20 protein-coding genes are annotated in these 22133 nt (G+C 59.2%); 11 read left to right on the plus strand and 9 right to left on the minus strand.

The features are described 5' to 3' along the window. The first annotated feature begins 11 nt into the window (after positions 1 to 11). Positions 12 to 695, plus strand: coding sequence for a TetR family transcriptional regulator (locus HFK74_RS25900; RefSeq protein ID WP_180205957.1), 684 nt, complete (start codon positions 12 to 14; stop codon positions 693 to 695). Here HFK74_RS25900 and HFK74_RS25905 read toward each other — a convergent pair. Then, entirely contained in the window at positions 627 to 1334 is a 708-nt protein-coding gene (locus tag HFK74_RS25905; RefSeq protein WP_368738179.1) for a GntR family transcriptional regulator, read from the minus strand. The two genes, HFK74_RS25900 and HFK74_RS25905, sit on opposite strands and share 69 nt — an antisense overlap. 176 nt (positions 1335 to 1510) lie before the next feature. Between HFK74_RS25905 and HFK74_RS25910 the strand changes: the two genes are divergently transcribed. The 6 genes from HFK74_RS25910 to HFK74_RS25935 all read left to right on the plus strand — a co-directional run bounded on the left by HFK74_RS25910 (position 1511) and on the right by HFK74_RS25935 (position 8992). Beyond that, positions 1511 to 2344 (plus strand): fumarylacetoacetate hydrolase family protein, encoded by an 834-nt coding sequence (locus HFK74_RS25910; protein ID WP_180205958.1) that lies wholly within the window; start codon positions 1511 to 1513, stop codon positions 2342 to 2344. 80 nt (positions 2345 to 2424) lie between these two features. Further along, positions 2425 to 3345, plus strand: coding sequence for a VOC family protein (locus HFK74_RS25915; RefSeq protein WP_180205959.1), 921 nt, complete (start codon positions 2425 to 2427; stop codon positions 3343 to 3345). A gap of 112 nt (positions 3346 to 3457) precedes the next feature. After that, positions 3458 to 5065, plus strand: a complete 1608-nt coding sequence (locus tag HFK74_RS25920; protein ID WP_180205960.1) for a bifunctional 3-(3-hydroxy-phenyl)propionate/3-hydroxycinnamic acid hydroxylase — start codon at positions 3458 to 3460, stop codon at positions 5063 to 5065. A gap of 68 nt (positions 5066 to 5133) precedes the next feature. Next, positions 5134 to 6495, plus strand: a complete 1362-nt coding sequence (locus HFK74_RS25925) for an outer membrane beta-barrel protein (RefSeq protein WP_180205961.1) — start codon at positions 5134 to 5136, stop codon at positions 6493 to 6495. Between the two features lie 54 nt (positions 6496 to 6549). Next, positions 6550 to 7806, plus strand: coding sequence for an MFS transporter (locus HFK74_RS25930; protein WP_180205962.1), 1257 nt, complete (start codon positions 6550 to 6552; stop codon positions 7804 to 7806). A 412-nt stretch (positions 7807 to 8218) separates the two neighbouring features. Continuing rightward, the gene (locus HFK74_RS25935) at positions 8219 to 8992 is read left to right on the plus strand and encodes an ABC transporter ATP-binding protein (protein ID WP_180206057.1); all 774 of its coding nucleotides are present in this window, start codon (positions 8219 to 8221) and stop codon (positions 8990 to 8992) included. 16 nt (positions 8993 to 9008) lie between these two features. Here HFK74_RS25935 and HFK74_RS25940 read toward each other — a convergent pair whose 3' ends face one another. Then, the gene (locus HFK74_RS25940) at positions 9009 to 9917 is read right to left on the minus strand and encodes a LysR substrate-binding domain-containing protein (RefSeq protein ID WP_180205963.1); all 909 of its coding nucleotides are present in this window, start codon (positions 9915 to 9917) and stop codon (positions 9009 to 9011) included. Positions 9918 to 10029: 112 nt separating this feature from the next. Here HFK74_RS25940 and HFK74_RS25945 point away from each other — a divergent pair, with 112 nt between their 5' ends. From HFK74_RS25945 to HFK74_RS25960, 4 genes are all read left to right on the plus strand, one after another. Beyond that, complete coding sequence (locus HFK74_RS25945; RefSeq protein WP_180205964.1) at positions 10030 to 10605, plus strand: nuclear transport factor 2 family protein; 576 nt, start codon at positions 10030 to 10032, stop codon at positions 10603 to 10605. Positions 10606 to 10714: 109 nt separating this feature from the next. Next, entirely contained in the window at positions 10715 to 12049 is a 1335-nt protein-coding gene (locus HFK74_RS25950; protein WP_180205965.1) for an MFS transporter, read from the plus strand. A gap of 58 nt (positions 12050 to 12107) precedes the next feature. Continuing rightward, complete coding sequence (locus HFK74_RS25955) at positions 12108 to 13466, plus strand: outer membrane beta-barrel protein (protein WP_180205966.1); 1359 nt, start codon at positions 12108 to 12110, stop codon at positions 13464 to 13466. 83 nt (positions 13467 to 13549) lie between these two features. Continuing rightward, positions 13550 to 14446: an alpha/beta hydrolase gene (locus HFK74_RS25960; RefSeq protein WP_180205967.1), complete on the plus strand. Its 897-nt coding sequence runs from the start codon at positions 13550 to 13552 to the stop codon at positions 14444 to 14446. A 50-nt stretch (positions 14447 to 14496) separates the two neighbouring features. Here the strand turns inward: HFK74_RS25960 and HFK74_RS25965 are convergent, their stop codons facing one another. The 7 genes from HFK74_RS25965 to HFK74_RS25995 all read right to left on the minus strand — a co-directional run bounded on the left by HFK74_RS25965 (position 14497) and on the right by HFK74_RS25995 (position 22131). Continuing rightward, positions 14497 to 14874, minus strand: coding sequence for a nuclear transport factor 2 family protein (locus tag HFK74_RS25965; protein ID WP_180205968.1), 378 nt, complete (start codon positions 14872 to 14874; stop codon positions 14497 to 14499). Between the two features lie 123 nt (positions 14875 to 14997). Next, a complete protein-coding gene (locus tag HFK74_RS25970) occupies positions 14998 to 15906 on the minus strand; it encodes a transporter (protein WP_180205969.1) in 909 nt (302 codons plus the stop codon). 131 nt (positions 15907 to 16037) lie between these two features. Next, positions 16038 to 16907, minus strand: coding sequence for a fumarylacetoacetate hydrolase family protein (locus HFK74_RS25975; RefSeq protein ID WP_180205970.1), 870 nt, complete (start codon positions 16905 to 16907; stop codon positions 16038 to 16040). A gap of 5 nt (positions 16908 to 16912) precedes the next feature. Next, positions 16913 to 17509 (minus strand): VOC family protein, encoded by a 597-nt coding sequence (locus HFK74_RS25980; protein ID WP_180205971.1) that lies wholly within the window; start codon positions 17507 to 17509, stop codon positions 16913 to 16915. 30 nt (positions 17510 to 17539) lie between these two features. Beyond that, a complete protein-coding gene (locus tag HFK74_RS25985; protein ID WP_180205972.1) occupies positions 17540 to 18829 on the minus strand; it encodes a dihydrolipoyllysine-residue acetyltransferase in 1290 nt (429 codons plus the stop codon). A 22-nt stretch (positions 18830 to 18851) separates the two neighbouring features. Then, on the minus strand, positions 18852 to 21515 hold the full coding sequence (mdeB, locus tag HFK74_RS25990) for an alpha-ketoglutarate dehydrogenase (protein WP_180205973.1): 2664 nt from the start codon (positions 21513 to 21515) through the stop codon (positions 18852 to 18854). 109 nt (positions 21516 to 21624) lie between these two features. Next, positions 21625 to 22131, minus strand: coding sequence for a flavin reductase family protein (locus tag HFK74_RS25995; protein WP_180205974.1), 507 nt, complete (start codon positions 22129 to 22131; stop codon positions 21625 to 21627). Positions 22132 to 22133: the final 2 nt, after the last annotated feature.

The raw sequence follows: 22133 nt of genomic DNA on the forward strand, positions 1-22133 counted from the left end.
GAGAAACGACGATGGTCAGAAAACGTAAAGAAGATGTGGAAATCACCCGCCATCTGTTGCTCGAGGCGGCTGAAGAAGTGTTCAGTCATCGTGGTTACGCCCAAGCCACCTTTCAGGAAATCGCCGAGCGAGCCGGGTTGTCGCGCGGAGCGATCTATTGGCACTTCAAGGATAAATCCGAGTTGCTCGATGCAGTGCTCGACCGTGCCCGATTGCCATGGGATCAACTGCCCGAGCGCTTCAGCTGCTTGAGTCAGACACCGACGGTCGCGCAGCTGTCCAGGGCCTTGGGAGATGGGTTGCAAGAAATTGTCAGCGATCCACGCTTGCACCGGGTCACATTGATCCTGCTGCATCGCACCGAACTGATCGTTGAAAATGACCAGGTGTATAGCCGGCTGACGCGCATATTCAATCGAATCAAGACCTACGTGATCGCAGCATTGAACATGCGCTTCAAGGAGGCTGACGGCACGCCTTGCACAGGCATTCCAGCGATTGCGACATCGATCAAGGCGCTGCTGACCGGTTCCATCTATGAGTGGCTGCTCAATCAGGCAGAAATCGAACTCAAGCACATCCCTGCCACCGTCGAGGCGTTGATCTCCCCCTTGCAGGGAAAAACATCAGCCCTGAATCAAGAGTGCGTGCTTGAGCACCGAGTCGGTGGTGGTCTGGTAGTGAGCGGCCAGTAGCTCGCACGCCCTGTCGATGTCCTTGGCCAAGGCGGCATCCATCAGTTGTCGATGCTCATGGGGCACATCGCGCTTGGCGCTGTCGGCGTAGTGCATCGACAGAAAGCGATAGCGCGCGGTTTGATCCCGCAGGGACGCACACAAGCGCAGCAACGTTGGAGAGTTGCAGCTGGAGATAAGCGCCTGGTGAAACAGTTCGTGTGCGTTCTCCCATTCCGGTTTGAGCAAGCGCTCAGGGCCTTCGACGATGGTCAGGCGGTCAAGCCGGTGATGGGCGGCAAGCACGCGACTCTCCCACTCCACGTCCCCTTGGCGAATGGAGTCAGCCAGGGCTTTGCACTCGATATGCAGCCGTGCGGCCGTGATGTCGGCGATTTCCGCTGCGGAAATCTGCCCGACGCTGAAGCCCTTCTGATCCGCCGCCGAGACGAAACCGCTGCTGGCCAGGCGCGACAAGGCTTCGCGCAGTGGAATCACCCCAACGTCGTAGGCGTCGGCCAGCTCCTTGAGGCGCAGGCGACTGCCCGGTGCCAGTTGGCCATTGATGATGTCCTGGCGAATTCGGGCTTCGAGTTGCGAGGCCATGGTGCGCTTTTCAGCGGGTTCCGAAGATTGCCAGTTGATCTGGGGGGAATTCACGGTTGACTCCTTTTTACGCGTTGTCTGCTCGAATCATACACAGATCGAGAAATTTCTCATATTTTGAAAAATATATATTTTTTGTTGACGATATATTTTATTGAGCCTAGCTTAGTGACTACGCGGTCGGCTGCCCTTCCACACCGACCCCTTTCAAGCCAACAAGAGAAACCGTCATGCGCTACGTTCGCTTCTTGAATCAAGGTCAACCTGTCCTGGGTGTCGTCACCGCCGAAGGTGTGCGTGTACTGGGCGCCGAATCCCTTGAGTCGCTGCTGGCCCGCGGCGTCGACCTGACCACTCACGGCGCCAGTGCCAACGGTGCGCTGGTCGAGATCGCCGAAGACGCTTACCTGCCCTTGATGTCGCGCCCGACCAAGATCGTCTGCGTGGGCCTGAACTACGCCGACCACACCAAGGAGTCGCCGTACGCCCAGCCGAGCTACCCGACCCTGTTCCCGCGCTGGAACTCCAGCCTGACCGCCCACAACAAACCGCTGATTCGCCCGCGTGTTTCCGACACCCTCGACTACGAAGGCGAAATGGCCGTGGTACTCAAAAGCGGTGGTCGTCACATTCGCAAGGAAGATGCACTGCAGCACGTCGCCGGCTACGCGTTGTTCAACGAAGGGTCGGTGCGTGACTACCAGTTCATTTCGCCGCAATGGACGGTCGGCAAGAACTTCGATGACACCGGCGCGTTCGGGCCGGTGCTGGTGACTGCCGACGAACTGCCAGCTGGCGGCAAGGGCCTGCTGCTGGAAACCCGCGTCAATGGCAAGGTCGTACAATCGGCCAACACCGACGACATGCTGTTTGACGTGGCCACCATCATCTCGACGCTCAGTGAAGCGGTGACCCTGGAAGCCGGTGACGTGATTGTCAGCGGGACCCCGGCCGGCGTCGGTTTCGGCATGAATCCGAAGGTCTACCTGAAGGCTGGCGATATCGTCGAAGTGTCCATCGAGGGCATCGGCAAGCTGGTCAACCCGGTGGTCGACGAAGCCTGACAACACCGTTTGAAATGTGGCGCAGGGCCGCCCCCAGGCCCTGCGTGCAATAACTACAATAATTAAAAATGGAGGCAATCATGAGCGTGTCCCATGGTGTGCATTCAATTGATCATTACGCGCTGAACGTTCCGTCCCTGGACGAAGCCTGCCAATTCTTTGAAAGCTTCGGCCTGGATGTAGAGCATGGTGCGGACCAACTCCTGCTGCGGGCGGCCGATGGGCATGTGTGGGCGAAAATCCTGCCGGCCGCTTCCAAGTCCCTGGCGTACCTGAGCTTCAACTGCTACGAACAGGACTTCGCCGCGCTACGCCAGCAGATCGAAGCCGCCGGTGGGCACTTTGAAGATCGTCCAGGCGCCGGCATCTGGTTCCGCGATCCGGACGGCAATCTGTTGCAAGTCAAAGTCGGCGACAAAACCATGCCCGACCAGAAGACCGCCCACCACAGCAGCGATACACCGGCCAATCGCCGTGGCGCGACGACCCGCGATGGCCTGGCGCAAGTTCGCCCACGGCGCTTGTCCCATGTGCTGTTGTTCACCCCGGACGTGCTCGGCGCCCTGCATTTCTATGAACAGGCGCTGGGGCTGAAGCTCTCCGACAAGTCGATGGACATCATCGCCTTCAGTCACGCCTCCCACGGCTGCGATCATCATTTGGTGGCGTTCGCCAAGAGCAGTGCCAAGGGCTGGCACCACGCAGCCTGGGAAGTCGACAGCATTGACGAAGTCGGCGCCGGAGCCTCGCAGATGGCCGCGGCGGGACACGTCAAAGGCTGGGGTACGGGTCGTCATTGCCTGGGCTCGAACTACTTCCACTATGTGCAGGACCCGTGGGGCTCCTTCTGCGAGTACTCGGCAGATATGGATTACATCAGCGAAGGCAGTGAATGGCCTGCCGGCGATTACCCACCGGAAAACTCCCTGTACCTGTGGGGCCCGGATGTCCCGGACAACTTCATTTTCAACACTGAAGCGGGTACTCCGGCCCCGTCCTGAGTCTCCCTGCCCCTCCAAGACACCTGAAATTCCTGCATGGCGCGAGTCCTCCTGATCGCGCTACGGGCCCGGCCACGTCCGGAAATCATTGAGAAGTACACGAGGCACAGTCATGAATCAGCACACCACAGTCGATGTTGCCATCGCCGGTTACGGTCCTGTCGGCCAGACCCTGGCCATTCTGTTGGGCCAGATGGGTTACACGGTCGCCGTCTTCGAGCGTTGGCCAGCGCTCTATCCGCTCCCGCGCGCCGTTTTCTACGATCATGAAATTCGCCGTGTATTCCTCTCCATGGGGCTGGGTGAAGAGCTTGAAAAAATCTCCCAGCCGTCGGCACGCTACCAGTGGTTCAACGCCGACTGGAAGGTACTGGTAGAGATCGACTGGTCGGCCGAGTCCATCAGCGATGGCCCCTTCGGCTACCTGTTCAACCAGCCGTCACTGGAGGCCATCCTCGATCGCAAAGCCAAGAGCATCGGCAACGTGCAGATCCATCAGGGCTGGGAAGCCACTGCGCTCAAGCAGGACGCCACAGGCTGCGACATGCTGCTCAACCGGGTGATTCGTGAAGACGGCAAGTTTTCACTGGGCCAGGAACAGCAAAGCGTCCGTGCTCGTTATGTCATCGGCGCTGACGGCGCCAACAGTTTCGTCCGTCAATCGCTGGGCATCGAATGGCAAGACCTGGGCTTCCAGGAAGACTGGCTGGTGGTCGACCTGCAACCCAAGCCCGGCGTGGAACTGGATGTGCCGGACATCGGCCAGTGGTGCAACCCCGAGCGCCCGACCACCATGGTCCCCGGCGGTCCCGGTTATCGGCGCTGGGAGTTCATGCGCCTGCCCCACGAAACCCTCGAAGACCTGCAAGACACCGACAAGGTCTGGTCGCTGCTGTCGCGCTGGGTTACCCCGGACACCGCTGACCTGGTGCGCCACGCGGTCTATCAGTTCCGCTCGCGCATTGCCTCCAACTGGAACAGCGGCCGGGTGATGCTGGCCGGTGACGCCGCCCACGTGATGCCACCGTTCATGGGCCAGGGTATGTGCTCAGGCATTCGCGATGCGTGGAATCTGTCCTGGCGCCTGGACCTGCTGCTGCGCGGCCTGGCCGACAACAGCCTGCTGGACAGCTACACCCTGGAGCGCAAACCGCAGATCCGCGCGGTGATCGAAGCCTCCATGGCCATGGGCAAAGTGGTCTGCGTGTCTGACCCCGTGAAAGCCGCCGAGCGTGACGCGGCGTATTTGAGCGGCAACGTTGCACCACTTCCGCCGTTCCCCGGTCTGACCGATGGACTTTTGCAAGAGGACGGTCAATTGCGCGGCATTCTCGGGGTACACGGCTCGATTGAAATCGATGGCCAGGTCAGTCGCTACGACGATGTCATCGGACGCGGTTTCCATCTGTTGGTGCGCGGTGACGAAGACCCGTTGGCGCTGCTCGATGCGCAGCAGTTGGGCTTCATCCGCGACTACGGCCTGCAAGTGGTTCGGCTTGCGCCGGTCGCTGACAGCGCCAAGGGCATTTACCGCGATGTCTCCGGCAAGTACTTGCAGTTCATGGCCGAGGCCGGCCTCAAGGTCCTGGTGGTGCGCCCGGACTACTACTGCTACGGCGGGGTGGCCGAGCTGTCGGCGCTGCCGAAACTGCTCAATTCCCTGCGCCAGCAATTACAGCAAAACGCCGTCGTCAATGAGGCCAGGGCCTGCCACGTCTGACACCGAGTTCCAGGGGGCACGGACGCCCCACCCTTCAAGACTCTGACAACAAAAACAAGAGACAGACAATGCACAACATCAAGGTGAAAGCGCTTGGTGCGGTTCTGGCCGCCTTCGCGACGCTCAATACCCACGCCGCCGATAACACCGACAAAGGCGAAGGCACGCTGTTTCGCAGCCTGTTTGGAGACTCGCTGGAAAAGGATTACGGGATCACGGTCTCGGGATTATTCGACACGGGTTACTCGCGCAACAACCGCTCGACCCACGACGAACGCCAGGACGGCTTGAGCAATCTGCCGCTGGTGGGTTTCGCCGATGAAGGCCTGGAATGGGGCGGCCTGCATCTGTTTGTCGACAAGGCGCTCAAAGGCGACATGGTGCCGCGCATCACGCCGCTGCCCGGCCCGCAACCCACTGAAGCCGCCTTTGGTTTTACCTTTGAAATGAACTACGGCCGCAACGCCCAGTTCGCCCGCACCCAAGGCTGGGACATGCATTGGGGGATCAACTCACCCGGTGACGACGACCTGGCCAAGGCCCAGCGCGACAAACAGAAATTCCTTGCCGTGCCGAACATCGCCGCCACCGCCTATCTGCCCTACGGTCCCGGCATCACCGCCATGGCCGGGGTTTTCGGCCCGGCGTTGGGTTATGAAATCCCGCCGAACATCCGCGCCGCGCGCAACCCGTTTGCCAGCAAGACCTACGCCTTTGTCAGCGAACCCGGCACCGTTGGCGGCGTCCAGTTGGGTTCACGCCTGTACAACGGCGAGTCAGGCATTCTCGGCGTGGAACTGGGCGTGGTCCAGGGCTGGAACAACCTGCGCGACAACAACGACAGCAAATCGGTGATCGGTGCCGTGCGTTGGCGTACCGCCGACATGCAGACCTGGATCGACTACGAGTTCATCCTCGGCGATGAGCAGAACGACAGTTTCAGCGACGTGCAGGCACCGACCTCGCGCCTGGTCTCGCCGGATGGACAGTTCAAGCAGCAGCACTCGCTCAACGGCTGGCATCGGTTTGATGCGCACTGGTCGATGGGCGCCGAGGTGGTGTACGGCCACCAGGACGGTGACGGCAAGGCCAGCACCGTCGACATCATCAACGGCCCCGGCTTCGACGGCGCGCACTGGTGGGGTGCCAACGCGGTGCTGACCTATCAGCAAAGGCCCGATCTTTCTTACTCGGTACGGGCCGAGCATTTCGCCGACCCCGACGGTTTCATCCTGCTGCCCGCCTCCACCGCGCGCGGCAACTTCAACGCCGTCACCGCGGGCCTGCGGTACGACCTGAACAAGTACATCTCGTTGCGCCCCGAAGTGCGATACGACGTGTTCGATGGCAACGCCGACGATCACCCGTTCGGGGCCGGGCGCGACCGTACACAGCTGACCGGCCTGGTCGAGGCGCTGATTTATTTCTAAGCCCCTGGCAGCCAGGCCATGGCTGCCCTCCTCTACTCCATCCGAGTGACAACCATGAACAACAATAAGCATGCGTGGGATGTTCGATACGAGTTCAAAGCGGTGGCCTTGCTGGCCCTGGGTTTCGGCCTGGTGGGCCTGGACCGCTTCATCATCCTGCCGCTGTTCCCGGTGATGATGAAAGACCTCGGCCTGGACTATCAGGACCTGGGTAATGTGACCGCCATCCTGGGGCTGGCCTGGGGTATTTCCTCGATCTTCATGGGTCGCCTGTCCGACCGTATCGGTCGACGCAAAGTGCTGATTCCGGCAGTACTGGTATTTTCTCTGCTGGCGGGCCTCTCGGGTCTGGCGACCGGTATCGGCGGATTGCTGCTGATCCGCGCGATCATGGGCATCTCCGAAGGCGCCTTTACCCCGACAGCCCTGGCGGCCACCGCGGAGTCCTCGCATCCTGCCCGGCGCGGGATGAACATCGGCATCCAGCAGGCCTTTTTCCCGATCCTGGGCCTTGGACTCGCGCCGATTCTCGCCACACAACTGTTGCTCGTGGTGCCGTCATGGCGCTGGGTATTCGTGATTGTCTCGCTGCCGGGCTTCCTGCTGGCATTGGCGATGTATCGCTACCTGCGGGAAACCCGCGCCGTTACCACACATAAAATCGAAACCCATACCGTCGCCGACCAATCACGCTGGCTGGATGCCCTGCGCTTTCGCAACGTGTGGCTGAACATCGTCGGCATGTTCTGCATGCTGACCTGCCTGTTCGTGATCAGCGTGATGATGCCCAACTACCTGATGGACTATCTGCGCCTGGACGTGCAGCAGATGGGCTTTGTGATGTCGGCGATCGGCCTGGGTGGTTTTCTCGGGCAGTTGATCATGCCAGCCGTGTCCGATCGCATCGGCCGTAAACCGGTGGTGCTGATTTCGTTCGTCGCCACCGGCGTGTTCCTCTGGTTGCTGATGGGTACTGGCGCGGAACCAATGAAATTGTTCGCCTTGCTGTTCCTGACCATCTTTTTCAACTTCAGCATGATCTGCATGACGGTCGGGCCGCTCACCAGTGAATCCGTTCCAGCGGCGCTGACCTCCACTGCGACCGGCCTGGTGGTGGGTATCGGCGAGATTTTCGGGGGTGGCGTCGCGCCCGCCATCGCGGGGTACATCGCCCAGCACCACGGCATCGAAAACACGATGTACCTGGCACTCGGCGCGGTGTTGACCGGATTGCTGGTCGCAACATGCTTGCGCGAAACCGCCCCGGCGAGGGTTTCTGCGCCGGCCGCCGAGGGCATCGACAGCGTGTAAAGCATTCACTCTCCATTCGGGGAGCGACAGGATGTCGGAATGGGCGTGTTGATGAGCAACGACGACACGCCCCGTCATGCACAAGATGTGCATGCCAGTGCCAAGCGCCACGACCGCCCGGCACTGAACCATCCCTCAAGCGTTTCATTGAAATAACGGCGCCGGCCACAAGCTGGCGCCGGTTCGTTTAATGTTCGATATGACAGTACGCCTGCTCTTTCGGGGTGCCTGTGCCTCCCGAGAGATCGACCGGAGTTTGATGAGTATTCGTGATCTGTCCGCACAAACCTCGGCGGGCGCGGTACAGATACACTCGACCAGCGAAGAACTGTCGCTATTGGCCGCCGGACAGCGCGGGCACATCGACAGGTTTCGCATCCAGCACGGGCTTTCCTTCTGCAAGGTTTTTCAAATGATCGAATTCCATAACGTCACCGCGTATCAGCAACAGACCCGAGTGCTCGACCAGTTGTCCTTGAAGATCGGGCCACAGGAGCGCGTTGCCATTCTCGGCCCTAACGGTGCGGGTAAAAGCACCCTGCTCAAGCTGATCAACCGGGAACTTTACCCGGTGGCTCAGGAAGGCAGTTCTCTGAAGCTGTTCGGCAGCGAGAGCCTGAATCTATGGCAACTGCGGAACAGGATCGGCTTCGTGTCACAGGACCTGCAAGAGGATTACACGCCCTACACCAGCGCATTGGACGTTGTGGTTTCCGGTTTTTTCGGCGCCATCGGCCGCCATGAACACCTGCAACCGACCGAGTTTCAGCTCGAGCAGGCACGCGCCATGATGGCTAGCCTGGGGATTTCGCAGGATGAATCCTGCATGTTCCAACGCCTTTCCACCGGCCAGAAAAGACGCCTGTTGCTGGCCCGAGCGCTGGTGCATCATCCCGAGGCGCTGATTTTCGATGAGCCGGCCAACGGTCTCGACATGGGTGCCAGCCTGGCCATGCTGACGCTGCTGCGCAGTTTCTGCAGTGAGGGTCGGTCGTTGCTCATCACCACCCACCATGTTGACGAGATCATTCCGGAAATCGAGCGCGTGGTGTTGATCAAGCAGGGGCAGATTGTCGCCGATGGTTCCAAGTCCGAACTATTGACCAGCGCCACTCTATCGGACCTGTATCAGACCCCGCTGCACATCAGCGAGAAAAATGGCTGGTACCGCTGTTGGCACGACTGACAGCAGCTTGTCCGTCTCAAGAGTCTCTTGCGGTGACAGCGGTCATTTTACCTTGACGTGCAACCTTCAGAAACGCATGCACCGCACCCGCAGTTTCTCTCACGCGGCTGATGAGCAACAGATCTGCCTGGGGTTCGACGTCATCGAATGTCCGATAGATCACACCGGGAATCATGACTTGTTTCAAGGGCGCGGGAACCAGGGCTACCCCCATTCCAGAGGCCACCAAAGCCAGCACACTTAACGTGCTGCTGGTTCGCTCTACCTTGGGCTCACGCCCCAATGCTTTACGAAGCGCAGCCAGCATATGTTCATCCGCGCCGTGGGCGGCATAGACGATCAACGACTCGGCACCCAGCATTGGCACGCGCAAGGGCTGCTGATTCGCCAATGGATGATCCTCAGGCATCGCTACGACCAACGGCCACGTGCCAATCCGTTCAAACAGCAGAGCGCTGTCGAGTGCCTGCCCACCATGACTCGGCGCGTAGCCCAGATCCAGCTGCGCATTCTGGATGGCTTCGACCTGCAGATGCGGCGCCAGCTCGCGAAGGATGACTTGTGCGTCCGGGTAAGCCGTCCGAAATGCGCGTACGTCGGCCATCAATCTGCCGCTAAACACGGCATTGCCGGCAAAGCCAATCCGAACCGTGCCCATTTCCCCGCGTAAAGACCGCTGCACGACTTGTTGGGCGTATGCCGCCTGGTCGAGGGTGCGTTGTGCTTCGGCACGCAATAGAACGCCAGCTTCGGTGAGTTCCACGCGACGACTGGTGCGCAAGAACAGCGGACCACCGAGTTCCTCTTCGAGCGCACGGATCTGCATGCTCAATGCAGACTGAACGATGTGCAGTCGCTCGGCGGCACGTCCGAAATGCCCCTCTTCGGCAACTGCCAGAAAATACCGTAAATGCCGCAGATCCAACGCCCACACCCCATCAGTTTTTATGATTGATCGTTCATATCAATCTATTTGAAGTTACCTGTCCAGTGGAAGATGCTGGTTTCGACACTTCAACATCAACCAAGGACACCGTATGCAGACTTACCTGGAAGACCGTCTTCAAATCAGCGACCTGATGACCGGCTGGATTCATCGCGATTTGGGCCAATGGGACGAGTTGGCCAAGCTCGCTCATCCTGACGGGATCATTGAAATCACTTGGTTCGAAGGGCCGTTCGCCGAATTTGTCGAAGGCTCCAAGCGCATGGGCAAGTCTGACTTGCGCACCAAACATCTGATCGGCACACCGGTGGTCAGCATCAACGGCAACAAGGCGATCGTCGAAACCAACGCGGTGATCGTGGCTGAAAACGTCAGGCTGGGTTTGGGATGCAGCGTGCACAACCGTTTCTATGATCTGGCTGAAAAACGCGATGGCCTGTGGAAGCTGGTCAAGCGCCAGAGCATCTATGACATGGGTAGCTTCACTTTCCCGCAAGGCCTGGTCGAAATCGACCGTGACCTCGTGGCGCGCTATCCGCGTGAATACGCGCCTCTGGCCTATCTGCTGGACAAGAGTGGCTTTCCACTGAGTCGTCTGTTCGCCACTCGCGGCAGTGAGCTTGAACAAGGCATGCGCACCGAAGCGAGCGCGTGGCTCGCTGACTGATATCCCGCTATCACGGCCTTCACCGACGAGGCCATGAATACACCGAACTTCGACATCGCAATCCGAACACCGCTATTACCGAAAATAATTACAACAGAGGTATTTGCCTGTGAACAATCAACTCGACATCTGCACGATAGTCGAAAGAAGCCGTTTGGGGGCCTTTCAACTATTAGTGCTTGTTCAATGCTTCCTGTGCATGGTCGTCGATGGCTTCGACATACAAGCCATGGCCTATGCCGCGCCCAGCCTCATCGCCGATTGGGGCATTCCCAAAGCCGACCTGGGTCCGGTGTTCAGTATCAGCATGCTCGGCATGTTGATCGGTTCGCTCGCCCTGGGCTCGGTAGCCGACCGTGTCGGTCGACGTCCCGTACTGGTGACCGCCTCGCTGGTCATGGCTGCCCTGATGTACTTCACCGCCCACGCGACGACGGTTGATAGCCTGCTTGCGCTGCGCTTTTTTACCGGAATCGCCATGGGTGCAATCGTGCCCAACGTGGCGACACTGGTAACCGAATATGTCCCTCGGCAAAACCGGGTAATGCTGTTGACGCTGGTGGCGTCGGGCATGGTTGTCGGAGGCCTGGTGGGCGGTGCCATCGCGGCAACCCTGATTCCGCTGTACGGCTGGCAAGCGGTGTTCTATCTAGGCGCCATTGCACCCTTGTGTGTAGGTCTGCTGATGTTTTTTGCACTTCCCGAATCACTGCAATGGAGTGTGTTGCGAGGACGCAAAATCGACCGCGTCAGGGTCATACTCCTGCGCATCGAGCCGCACCTGCAGATCGATGCACAAACGACCCTGATCATCGGTGAGCCACGCAAGCAAGGCCTGGCGTTTTCCCTGTTGTTCGCCGATGGCCGGATGTGCGGAACGCTGTTGCTGTGGCTGATCAACTTCATGAACATGCTCTGTGTCTATTTCCTCGCGTCATGGACTCCCGTGCTGATGAGTGGTGCCGGTCATTCACCGTCACAGGCAGTACTGGCTGGTACATCCATGTGGCTCGGTGGTTTGGCGGGCGGCTGGTTATTGGGCTGGTTTGTCGATCGTCGCGGCTTCGGTGCGGTGCTGGTTCCCACCTTCATCGTTTCTGCGCTGGCCATTGTCCTGTTCAGCCACTTCTACGCCTCGATCAATCTGGCTTACCTGACGATCGCTGTCGCAGGTTTCGGCATTCTCGGCGGCCAAGCGGCATTGAACGCCATGACCTCCACTTTTTATCCGACCGCATTGCGCGCCACCGGCACGGGCTGGACGCTGGGGCTTGGCCGCCTGGGTGGCATATGTGGCCCGTTCATTGGCGCCACATTGCTGCACTTGCAATGGTCGACGAGTGATCTGTTGGTGGCTGCCGCCATTCCCGCCGGCATCACGGCCTTAGGCATCATTGTTTTCTGGCGATTGAACCGATTGGTCGGATTACCGATAACCAACTGACGGTCACGCTCAGCGGCCGGTGGATGGCCGCTTCCCTGATAAAAACAAGAGAACACCCATGAAGAACATCAACGTCAAAACGTTTGGTGCGGCTCTGCTCGTCTGCGCAACGGGTCAATGCCAGGCCGGCCAATTCGCCGATGTCGGCGAAGGCACGGTCTTTCGCAGCCTGTTCGGCAACTCGCTGGAGCGCGACTATGGCATCACAGTCTCCGGTCTGCTGGACGCCGGTTTCTCACGCAACGACAACTCCTCCCATGATGATCGAAAATCCGGACAAACCAACACGCCGGTCGCCGGCTTCTCCGATGAAGGTTTCGAACTGGCGACCCTCCACCTGTTTGTCGATAAGGCGTTGAAAGCCAATTTCATCCCGCGCATAACACCCTTGCCAGGACCTGCGCCCAGCGAAGCCTCCTTCGGTTTTACCCTTGAAGCAGCCTACGGACGCAACGCCCAGCAAGCGCGAACTTATGGCTGGGACATGCATTGGGGGATCAATTCGCCAGGTGATGATGACCCGGACAAGGCACGCCGCGATAAACAGAACTTTCTCGCCGTGCCCAACATCGCCGCGACGGCTTACCTGCCTTACGCAGGTGGCTTTACCGCCATCGCCGGCATTTTTGGCTCAGGGCTGGGTTACGAAATTCCACCCAACATACGTGCTGCGCGAAATCCGTTTGCCAGTCGCTCCTACGCGTTCACGACCGAGTCGGGCGCGGTTTCGGGTTTTCTTTTGGGCAAACGACTGGTCAGCAACCAAAGCATGTTGCTGGGCGCCGAACTGGGCGTGATTCAGGGCCAGGGCAACCTGCGCGACAACAACGACCGCAAGGCGCTGCTGGGCGCACTGCGCTGGCGTACGCCAGACATGCGCACCTGGATTGACTATGAGTTTCTGGTCGGCGACTCACAAAGCGACAGTGATGATGTGCAGACACCACGCGGTCGCGTTGTCTCGCAAGACGGCCAATTCAAACAGCAACATTCACTCAACGGCTGGCACCGCTTCAACGAGCAATGGTCGATGGGTGGGGAAATGGTTTACGGCCATCAGGACGGCGATGGCAAGGCGTCCACCGTCGACATCGTGACCGGACCCGGTTTTGATGGGGCGCGCTGGTGGGGAGCCAACGTTGTGGTGACTTACCAGCAACGCAAGGACTTGTCGTTCTCGGTGCGAGCCGAACATTTCGACGACCCGGACGGTTTCATCCTGTTCCCCTCCTCTACGGCTCCCGGCGCGTTCAATGCGCTGACCATGGGCCTGCGCTACGACGCCAACAAGTATTTGTCGCTGCGCCCGGAACTGCGCTACGACTGGTTCGACGCCCGTGACAACGCCAAGCCTTTCGGCCAGGGTGATGCACGCAACCAGTTGACCGCTACCGTGGAAGCACTTGTGTACTTTTGAATGGGACTGAACACCGCCTGAGGCTCGCGATGCCCGGGCGCCTTCAGTCAACTCGACAATCATAAAAACAGGGAATGACCACCATGAATGACGCCAGCACCCAATCCACCCACCTGGATATTGTTGTCCACGGCCTGGGCATAGCCCTCTCGGGACGGGGCTCGATGCCCGAATCCGACAATACCAAACGACCTCTGATCATCGCCATCCACGGCGGCACCTACTCTTCGAAGTACTTCGATATCCCTGGTTATTCATTGCTGGACCGGGCTCTGGCACAGAGTCTCCCTGTCTTTGCCATTGACCGACCCGGTTATGGCCACAGCGCGGACTATGCCGCGAAGGCCCCCGGCATTATCGACAACGCGGAAATTCTTGAGTCCGCCATTGATGAAATCTGGAGCAGCTACCAGCATCAGGCCTGTGGCGTCGTGTTGATCGGCCATTCCATTGGTGGCGCGATCAGCATCGCCCTGGCCGCGCGCCAACCGACCTGGCCGCTGCTGGGAATCGCGGTGTCCGGTGTCGGCCTGGACCCGGTGCCCGAGTCCAAGGACAAATGGAGCGCGATTGCGCCCACGCAGACGTTGGTCAACGTACCGATGGAGGCCATGAACGGTTTTTTCTTTGGACCTGAAGCGAGCTATGACGGCAGCGTGATGCCGCAGGCCAGTTACAGCGCCGGTGCGCCGGCACCGCGTAGTGAGCTGATCGATATCAGCCTGGGCTGGCCGAAAATGGTGGCGAAACTCGCAGCGAAGGTCACGGTCCCCGTTCACTATCGGCAACCGGAATTCGAAAAACTCTGGCCCATTTCCGAGGAACTGGTGAGCCAGTTTGCCAGCGCATTCAGCAACAGCCCCGAGGTAGATGCCGCCCTGCTGGCGAATGCAGGCCACTGTGTCGACTTTCACCGGGCAGGTGAACAATTCCAGCTTGAGCAACTGGCGTTCTCCAAACGTTGCGCCGAGCGCAGCTAGTCCATATGCAAACCACTCGGTGGTACCACTACCACCGAGTGGTTCGGGTGTTAAAGATTCGTCGCCTGAAAACTCACCTGGCGCCAAACGCCCTGGCGGCATGACCACACTTGTGTCGTCACGACATCCATTTCCCGCCGTTCGCCGCTGGCGCGCAACTCGATATCCTGAACCAGCCTGCCCGTTGCAATGGCGAGGTCGCCATAGACGCGCACCTCAAGGCCTTTGCGCTCTACCCGCAGAAAACGTATCGCCTCGCTGACCAGTTTGAGATACGCGGGCTTATCGTCAGTTTGGCCAGTTGCGTGGATATGCACCACCTGGTCATCCACCAACTCGCTCAACTGCGCGATGTCCCCTGCCACTAATACGCGGCACCGCAAGTTTTCACGTTCGATAATGGCGGTTATCGCCTGTTGCTCACTCATTGATACTTCCTCAATTTTACAGACCGTTTATAAGAAACACGGAGCAGCCGCGAGCGCATAGCATCGCGACTGCCGCGAGCAGATAAAACTTTCTTTATTACTATTAACTTGTGCAGCAATCAGTCAAAGCGGCAAAGCAAACTGAAACCACACCCGGTCGCCTGCCGGACGATTGTCCACGGCCATTTCATGTTGCCACTTCAATGCCACGGCAACGCCAGGACTTAACGTGTAGCGAACTTGCGGCCCCATAGCGGTGCTCTGACCACGAAAGCCATCCAGCACGGTATCGCCGTTTATTTTGTCATCCGTGAACTGTTTTGAATAATAACCCTGCACTCCAACTTGCCATTTATCGTCCAGCGAATACCCCACCATCCAGTCGAAAGTGGCGGAGTTGCCGGAGCGGTAGTCGGTGTCGGGGTTTCTCGCATTTATTTCGGCCGTAAGCCCGGTGGAAATCTCGATATTGCGGGTTGGGAACCAGGTATTCTGCCAACTGGGCATCCAGGTGTAATGATTGAGCCCGGTGCTGGCAATATTGTTCCTGTTGTAATCCCCGGTAGGCAACAGCACATCCAATGGGGCAAAAAAACCGAAGTTGGTGTGTTGCTCGTTGGCGTACCCCAACAACAGCGAGTGGACGATCATGTCACCCTGCGCGGTGTTATGTTCATGATTTCCGGCAATGGCATTATTGATATTGATCAGTGGCAACACTAAGCCGGAGGCCGCCAGAAATGGCCCGACGGGTGTTTCCCAGGCATGCACGATTCTCGAGGAGTTCACAATAACTTGCGCCCTAAAAGCGGGTAGCGCGCTGTTACCATGTTCATCATTGAACTGCCCGGCGTGATAAACCTGAAAGTAATCGTAGTAATACGTCTGGCCAGGTGCAGGAAGTATTCCGTTCAATACCGTATTAACACCAACCGGGTAACTGGCCTGGCCGTTTTCACTTGCGTAAGTTGCCATCGAAAAGCCACAGGCCATTGCAATGGCCGCACGAATTGAGGCACTGGATTTGCACATACCATATTTACCTTTTGTTTTTATTTTAATAAGTCGTGCTTTGGGTACAGCGCAAAGGTTTGATAAAGGAAGTTGATAAACCCTTCGTGCAGGCTGGCTCTGGCCAGGATGCACGAAGGGCTCGCGCGTCTTTAGGCTTGTGGCTCCTGGCGCACGATGTTTTCGATGACGCCCAGCGCATCGATTTCAACCCGTACCCGATCGCCTTCACGCAACCAGCGCGGCGGTTTGAAACCACCGCCGATGCCGCCGGGCGTCCCGGTAAAGATCACGTCGCCCGGTTCCAGCGTCATGACCTTCGACAAATGCTCAATCTGCCGGTAACAGTCGAAGATGAGCTGATCCGTGTTCGAGTCCTGGCGCTTCTCGTCGTTGACGAAGCAGCGAATAGCCAGCCGATGAGGATCATCGATCTCATCTGCGGTCACGATCCACGGCCCGAATGGCGCATGGGTATCGAAGGATTTACCGAGGATGAATTGCGAGGTGCGCAGTTGCCAGTCACGTACGCTCACGTCGTTGCCAACGCAGTAACCGAAGATCGCATCCTTGGCTTTTTCAGGGGAAAGATGACGAGCGCGCTTGCCGACGATGAAGACCATTTCGGCTTCGTAGTCGAGTGTCTCCGACACCTTGGGCAAGTCCACAGGCGCGTACGGACCATTTGCCGCGGTGTTCATCATGGCGAACCACAGCTGATCGGCGGGCATCTCCATGCCGGACTCTTCGACGTGATCGGCATAGTTGAGCCCGATGCCGAGGATCTTGCCAGGGCGTGGCACGGGAGCCAGCAGCGTGACTTGATCCAGCGGGACGCCGACGACGTCACTTGCCGCCAGCTCGATCAAGGATTTTTGCCAGAGATCCCACTCGGTGATCAACTCGATCATGGTCTTGGGGGCATCGTCGAAATGATCGCGAATCGCGATCACCCGGTCGCCGATGACCAGGCCAACAACGGCAATGGCGCTGGCGCGAGCCTGGAATGTACATAGTTTCATGTTGCTTACCTGTATTGAGGACCAAGGGCTTTACCAGTGGCACATGTACCGAGCGCGCACAGTTGCGCATCGCTGGCACCTGCACGCCATTTCGCAACCAGGGCGTCGGCATCGAACTCCACGCCGATGGGGTTCTGCTTGAAGATTTCCGACTTGAAGACCGCGGCTGCGTCAGCCGGATCGGTGAAGTTGTCGACCTGCAGTTCGATGTCATTGCCCTCCGGATCGCGGTAGTACAACGAGGTGGTCGGCCCGTGGTTGATCGTCCAGGACGGCAGGATGTCGAGGCCCTTGAGTCGCTCGTAGGTACCCAGGACTTGCGCGATCGAGTTGTAGCTGTAGGCGACGTGATGGACGCCGACCATGTCGTCGGTTTTCTTCGGCAACTGCGGCATGTTGAAGAACGCCAGGCGGTGGTGCTCTTCGTCGAAGCTGATGAACGACAGCACGTCGTCTTCGAACACCAGCCTGGCCTCGAATACTTTGCGATACCAGTCGACCATGGCGGCGCGGTCGGCACAGCGATAGACCAGATGAGCCATCTTGGCCGGCACAATGGGTTGCGTGTTGGTTTCAGGGCCGGTTGATTGCTGAGCAGTCATGTTCGTACTCCATTTTTATTGTTGGGCGCGTCAGATCGAAACACGGCGGAAGTCCGCCAACAGCGATACCAGGTATGCGAGGAAACGCCCTGCCTCAGCGCCGTCGACGGCCCGGTGGTCCCACGACAGCGAGAGCGGCAGTTGCAGGCGCGGCACAAAGGCTGCGCCATCCCACGACGGCTCGATTGCCGCCTTGCCGACGCCGAGAATCGCCACCTCCGGTGCATTGATGATCGGGGTGAAATGCCCTCCCCCAATGCCTCCCAGGGACGAGACGGTGAAGCAGCCGCCGCGCATCTGCTCCGCGCCAAGCTTGCCGCTACGGGCCAGTTGCGACAGCTCGCCCATCTCAGTGGCAATGGCTGCGATCCCCTTGCGGTCGGCATCGCGAATCACCGGGACCACCAGCCCGTTGGGCGTGTCGGCAGCAAAACCGATATGGAAGTACTGCTTGCGCACGATTTCCTCGCCTTGCAGGCTGACGTTGAACTGCGGGAAGCGTTGCAGCGCCGCGACGCTCGCCTTGATCAGAAACGCCAGCAGGGTGGTCTTCGCGTCACCCTCGCGAGCTTCGCGGTTGAGCTGAACGCGCAACGCTTCCAGATCAGTGATATCCGCCTGACTGTGGTTGGTCACGTGGGGGATCGTCACCCAGTTGCGATGCAGATTGGCTGCGGACAGACGCTTGACACGCGACATGGAGCGACGCTCTATCGGGCCGAATTTTGCGAAGTCGATGTCCGGCCAGGGCAGCACATCCAGCGCACCGCCCTTGCCAGCCGTAGACGCCATTGGCTCGCGCTGCGCCTTGACGAATGCCTTGACGTCTTCACGTTGAATGCGGCCGCGTGTGTCGCTGGACTTGACCTGGTTCAGGTCGACACCCAGCTCTCGCGCCAGCTTGCGCACTGCTGGACCTGCCAAAACCAGTGGGCCAGGTGATGACGTAGCCATCGGAGGTGGCTCGGCTCGAACCTGGGGTGCAGGTGCAGCGACAACGTCTGCCTTGGGCGCGACAACCGCCTCGACGACAGGCGTCGCCACGGCGATTGAAGCAACAGGCGCCGATGCGCTGTTCACCACTGCATCGGCGTATTCCACATGGGCGATCAAACTGCCTTTGGAGACGACATCGCCCGGTTTGATCAACACTTCACGAATCGTGCACGCAGCGGTGCTGGGAACATCCATCACCGCCTTGTCGGATTCGAGCGTGATCAGCGATTGCTCGACGGATACGGTATCGCCCGCCTTGATGAATACTTCGATGACCGGCAAATCCTGGAAATCGCCGATATCAGGAACCATGAGTTGTTGCATTGTTCAGTCTCCTTGTCTCGACTCAACGGTTCCATGGAGCGTCGAGGGCGACGTCTATGGCGTAACGTTGACGGGCTTGCGCGGCCTTTTGCGGATCGATGGCTGCCAGTGCCGCGACGGCAATGTGCTGGCGATCCATCTCGAAGAATCGGCGTAGCGCAGGACGCGTATCGCTGCGGCCAAAGCCATCGGTTCCCAGGGTGGTGTAGGAAGCACGGATGTACGGTGCAATCAGGTCGGCGTAGCTGCGCACGTAGTCGGTGGCAGCCACGATCGGGCAGTCTCCGGCCAGGCACTGCTGCACATGGCTCCGCGCCTGACCGGCCTCGCCGAACAGCGCCGTGCGTTGCACCTCACGCGCGTCCCGGGCCAATTCACTGAAGCTGGTCACGCTCCAGATTTCGCTGGCGATACCCCAGTCCTCGGCCAGCAGGTCGGCGGCGGCGATGACTTCACGCAGGATCGAACCCGACCCCAGCAGTCGTATTGCGGGGGCAGCCCCCTCCTCGCCCCGGGTACCGAATCGGCGCATGCCTTTGATCACCGCGTCATGATCGGTGGCGTCCAGCGACGCCTGGGCGTAGTTTTCATTGGTCACGGTGAGGTAGTAGAACTCGTCGTGCTGCCCTTCGAGCATGCGCCGGCTGCCGTGGTCAATGATGACGGCCACTTCGCTGGCGAACGCCGGGTCATAGGCACGACAGTTCGGCACCGTCGAGGCGATCAACTGGCTGGTGCCGTCCTGGTGTTGCAGCCCTTCACCAGCCAGGGTGGTACGCCCTGCCGTGGCACCGATCAGGAAACCCCGTGCGCGCTGGTCGGCGGCAGCCCAGATCAGGTCGCCGATGCGCTGGAAGCCGAACATCGAGTAGTAAATGTAAAAAGGCAACATGGCCACGCCGTTCACGCTGTACGACGTTGCCGCGGCCACCCAGGAAGAAATGGCGCCTGCTTCGGTGATGCCTTCCTCGAGCAACTGACCGTCACGGGACTCTTTGTAATAAAGCATCGCGCCGGCATCTTCCGGCTCATAAAGCTGGCCTACAGGCGAGTAAATGCCGATCTGCCGGAACAGGTTCGCCATGCCGAAGGTACGCGCTTCGTCAGCGACGATAGGCACGATCCGCGGCCCCAGCGTTTTGTCCTTGAGCAGGTTGGTGAACAACCGCACGACCGCCGTAGTCGTCGAAGTCTCGCGGTCATCCGGTGCAAGGGCGAACTGCGCGTAGCTGTCCAGCGCCGGTACCGGCAGTGAGTCGGCACGGTTTTGTCGACGCGGCAGGTAACCGCCCAGCGCGCTGCGCCGTTCATGCAGGTAGCGCATTTCAGCGCTGTCATCGGCGGGTTTGTAGAAGCGCATTTCCTCGAGTGCGGCGTCGTCCAGCGGAATCGCGAAACGATCGCGGAACGCCTTCAATGCATCGACGTCGAGTTTTTTCTGCAGGTGAGTGGTGTTGCGCGACTCACCGGCCAGCCCCATGCCATACCCCTTCTTGGTCTTGGCCAGAATCACCGTAGGCTGACCGTTGTGCTGCCGGGCGGCGGCGAACGCAGCGTAGAGTTTACGCAAGTCATGACCGCCGCGACGCAAGCCATCAATCTCCTGTGGCGTCATGTGCGAGACAAGTGCCTGAAGCTCCGGGTCCTGATCAAAAAAGTGTTCGAGGTTATAGGCACCATCGTTGGCGCCCAACGTCTGGTATTGCCCATCGACGGTGTAGGCAAAACGACGCAGCAACACATGGTTGTGATCGCGGGCAAACAGCGCATCCCAGTCCGAGCCCCAGACCACCTTGATCACGTTCCATCCCGCGCCGCTGAACAGCGCTTCGAGTTCCTGGATGATCTGGCCATTGCCGCGTACGGGACCGTCGAGCCGCTGCAGATTGCAGTTGACGATGAAGGTCAGGTTGTCGAGGTTTTCCCGTGCGGCGAGCGACAGCGCGGCGATGGATTCCGGCTCGTCCATCTCTCCATCACCGAATACGCCCCAGACGTGGCGGCTGGAAGTGTCCGAGATTCCCCGATGTTCGAGGTAACGCAGGAAGCGCGCCTGATAGATCGAACTGATCGGACCAATGCCCATGGAACCTGTCGGAAATTGCCAGAAGTCCGGCATCAGCCACGGGTGTGGATAGGAGCACAGGCCACCGCCATCCACTTCCTGACGGTAGCGCGCCAACTGCGCCTCATCCAGATGTCCTTCAAGGTACGCACGCGCATACACGCCCGGTGCCGAGTGTGGCTGGAAATACACCAGATCGCCCTTGGAATCATCATTGTCGGCGCGGAAGAAATGGTTGAAACCCACCTCGAATATTTCGGCGGCCGAGGCGTAGCTGGAAATGTGTCCACCCAGCTCGCCGTAGGCTTTGTTGGCCCGTGCGACCATCGCCAGCGCGTTCCAGCGGATGATCGACGTCAGCCGTTCTTCCATCGCCAGGTCACCCGGGAAAGCCGGCTGTTTCTCCAGTGCAATCGTGTTCTGGTATTGCGAGTAAGGATGTACGTTGCGGCGCACGCCAAGATGACTGGCATGCTCTTCCAGCCGGCGCAGCAGGTATTCGACCCGCGAATTTCCATCACTGCGGACCACGGCTTCCAACGCTTCAAGCCAGTCTTGAGTTTCCTGTTTATCGATATCGCTGTCGGACTTGACAGACACATCCTGGATATTGACGGTCATGGCAAAACACTCGATTCACTTTTAATTGGCATGAGTCGTCCCTGGCACCTCCTTGAAGGAGTGCCTGAAATGAAGACCCATGCGCCTTTTCATTCTTGTCGGGGCGCGATTACCAGCCGTCGATGCAACCGCTCCACTCGTTTCCCGGAGAACGGGCATGCATCTGGTGGTAGCGGCCGCCAAAGAACAGCAGGGGCTTGCGCTGTGCGCCGATGCTCACATGCTCGATTTCGCCGATGTACAGCAGGTGATCTCCCGCCGGATGCACGTCGACGGTACGCGCCACGAGCTGCACCAGGCTGCCTTCCAGCAGTGGTGTGTCGTTGTGATACATGAACGGCAAGTCAGCCCCCTGCTCCGGGCGCCCACCAAAGTGCCCGCTCAGCCAGCGCTGGCTCTCGGCAAGGAAGTTGACCCCGTAACGAACCTCTTCCCTGACGAACTGTTTGAAGCTGGATTCATTTCGCACTGACACCAGGATCAACGGTGGGTCCAGTGACACCGACATGAATGCATTCGCAGTCATGCCGGCAGGTTGGCCATCGGCAGAAAAGGTCACCACCGTCACACCCGTGGCGAACTGGCCCATCACTGAGCGCAGGAGTTTGGCATCCATTG

The organism is Pseudomonas sp. SbOxS1 (genome assembly GCF_013416725.1).
In the GTDB taxonomy this organism is placed as follows: domain Bacteria; phylum Pseudomonadota; class Gammaproteobacteria; order Pseudomonadales; family Pseudomonadaceae; genus Aquipseudomonas.

Coding starts and splice junctions, on each gene's coding strand:
- HFK74_RS25900 (WP_180205957.1), top strand. CDS start 12: ATGGTCAGAAAACGTAAAGAAGATGTGGAAATCACCCGCCATCTGTTG.
- HFK74_RS25910 (WP_180205958.1), top strand. CDS start 1,511: ATGCGCTACGTTCGCTTCTTGAATCAAGGTCAACCTGTCCTGGGTGTC.
- HFK74_RS25915 (WP_180205959.1), top strand. CDS start 2,425: ATGAGCGTGTCCCATGGTGTGCATTCAATTGATCATTACGCGCTGAAC.
- HFK74_RS25920 (WP_180205960.1), top strand. CDS start 3,458: ATGAATCAGCACACCACAGTCGATGTTGCCATCGCCGGTTACGGTCCT.
- HFK74_RS25925 (WP_180205961.1), top strand. CDS start 5,134: ATGCACAACATCAAGGTGAAAGCGCTTGGTGCGGTTCTGGCCGCCTTC.
- HFK74_RS25930 (WP_180205962.1), top strand. CDS start 6,550: ATGAACAACAATAAGCATGCGTGGGATGTTCGATACGAGTTCAAAGCG.
- HFK74_RS25935 (WP_180206057.1), top strand. CDS start 8,219: ATGATCGAATTCCATAACGTCACCGCGTATCAGCAACAGACCCGAGTG.
- HFK74_RS25945 (WP_180205964.1), top strand. CDS start 10,030: ATGCAGACTTACCTGGAAGACCGTCTTCAAATCAGCGACCTGATGACC.
- HFK74_RS25955 (WP_180205966.1), top strand. CDS start 12,108: ATGAAGAACATCAACGTCAAAACGTTTGGTGCGGCTCTGCTCGTCTGC.
- HFK74_RS25960 (WP_180205967.1), top strand. CDS start 13,550: ATGAATGACGCCAGCACCCAATCCACCCACCTGGATATTGTTGTCCAC.
- HFK74_RS25965 (WP_180205968.1), bottom strand. CDS start 14,874: ATGAGTGAGCAACAGGCGATAACCGCCATTATCGAACGTGAAAACTTG.
- HFK74_RS25970 (WP_180205969.1), bottom strand. CDS start 15,906: ATGTGCAAATCCAGTGCCTCAATTCGTGCGGCCATTGCAATGGCCTGT.
- HFK74_RS25975 (WP_180205970.1), bottom strand. CDS start 16,907: ATGAAACTATGTACATTCCAGGCTCGCGCCAGCGCCATTGCCGTTGTT.
- HFK74_RS25980 (WP_180205971.1), bottom strand. CDS start 17,509: ATGACTGCTCAGCAATCAACCGGCCCTGAAACCAACACGCAACCCATT.
- HFK74_RS25985 (WP_180205972.1), bottom strand. CDS start 18,829: ATGCAACAACTCATGGTTCCTGATATCGGCGATTTCCAGGATTTGCCG.
- mdeB (WP_180205973.1), bottom strand. CDS start 21,515: ATGACCGTCAATATCCAGGATGTGTCTGTCAAGTCCGACAGCGATATC.
- HFK74_RS25995 (WP_180205974.1), bottom strand. CDS start 22,131: ATGGATGCCAAACTCCTGCGCTCAGTGATGGGCCAGTTCGCCACGGGT.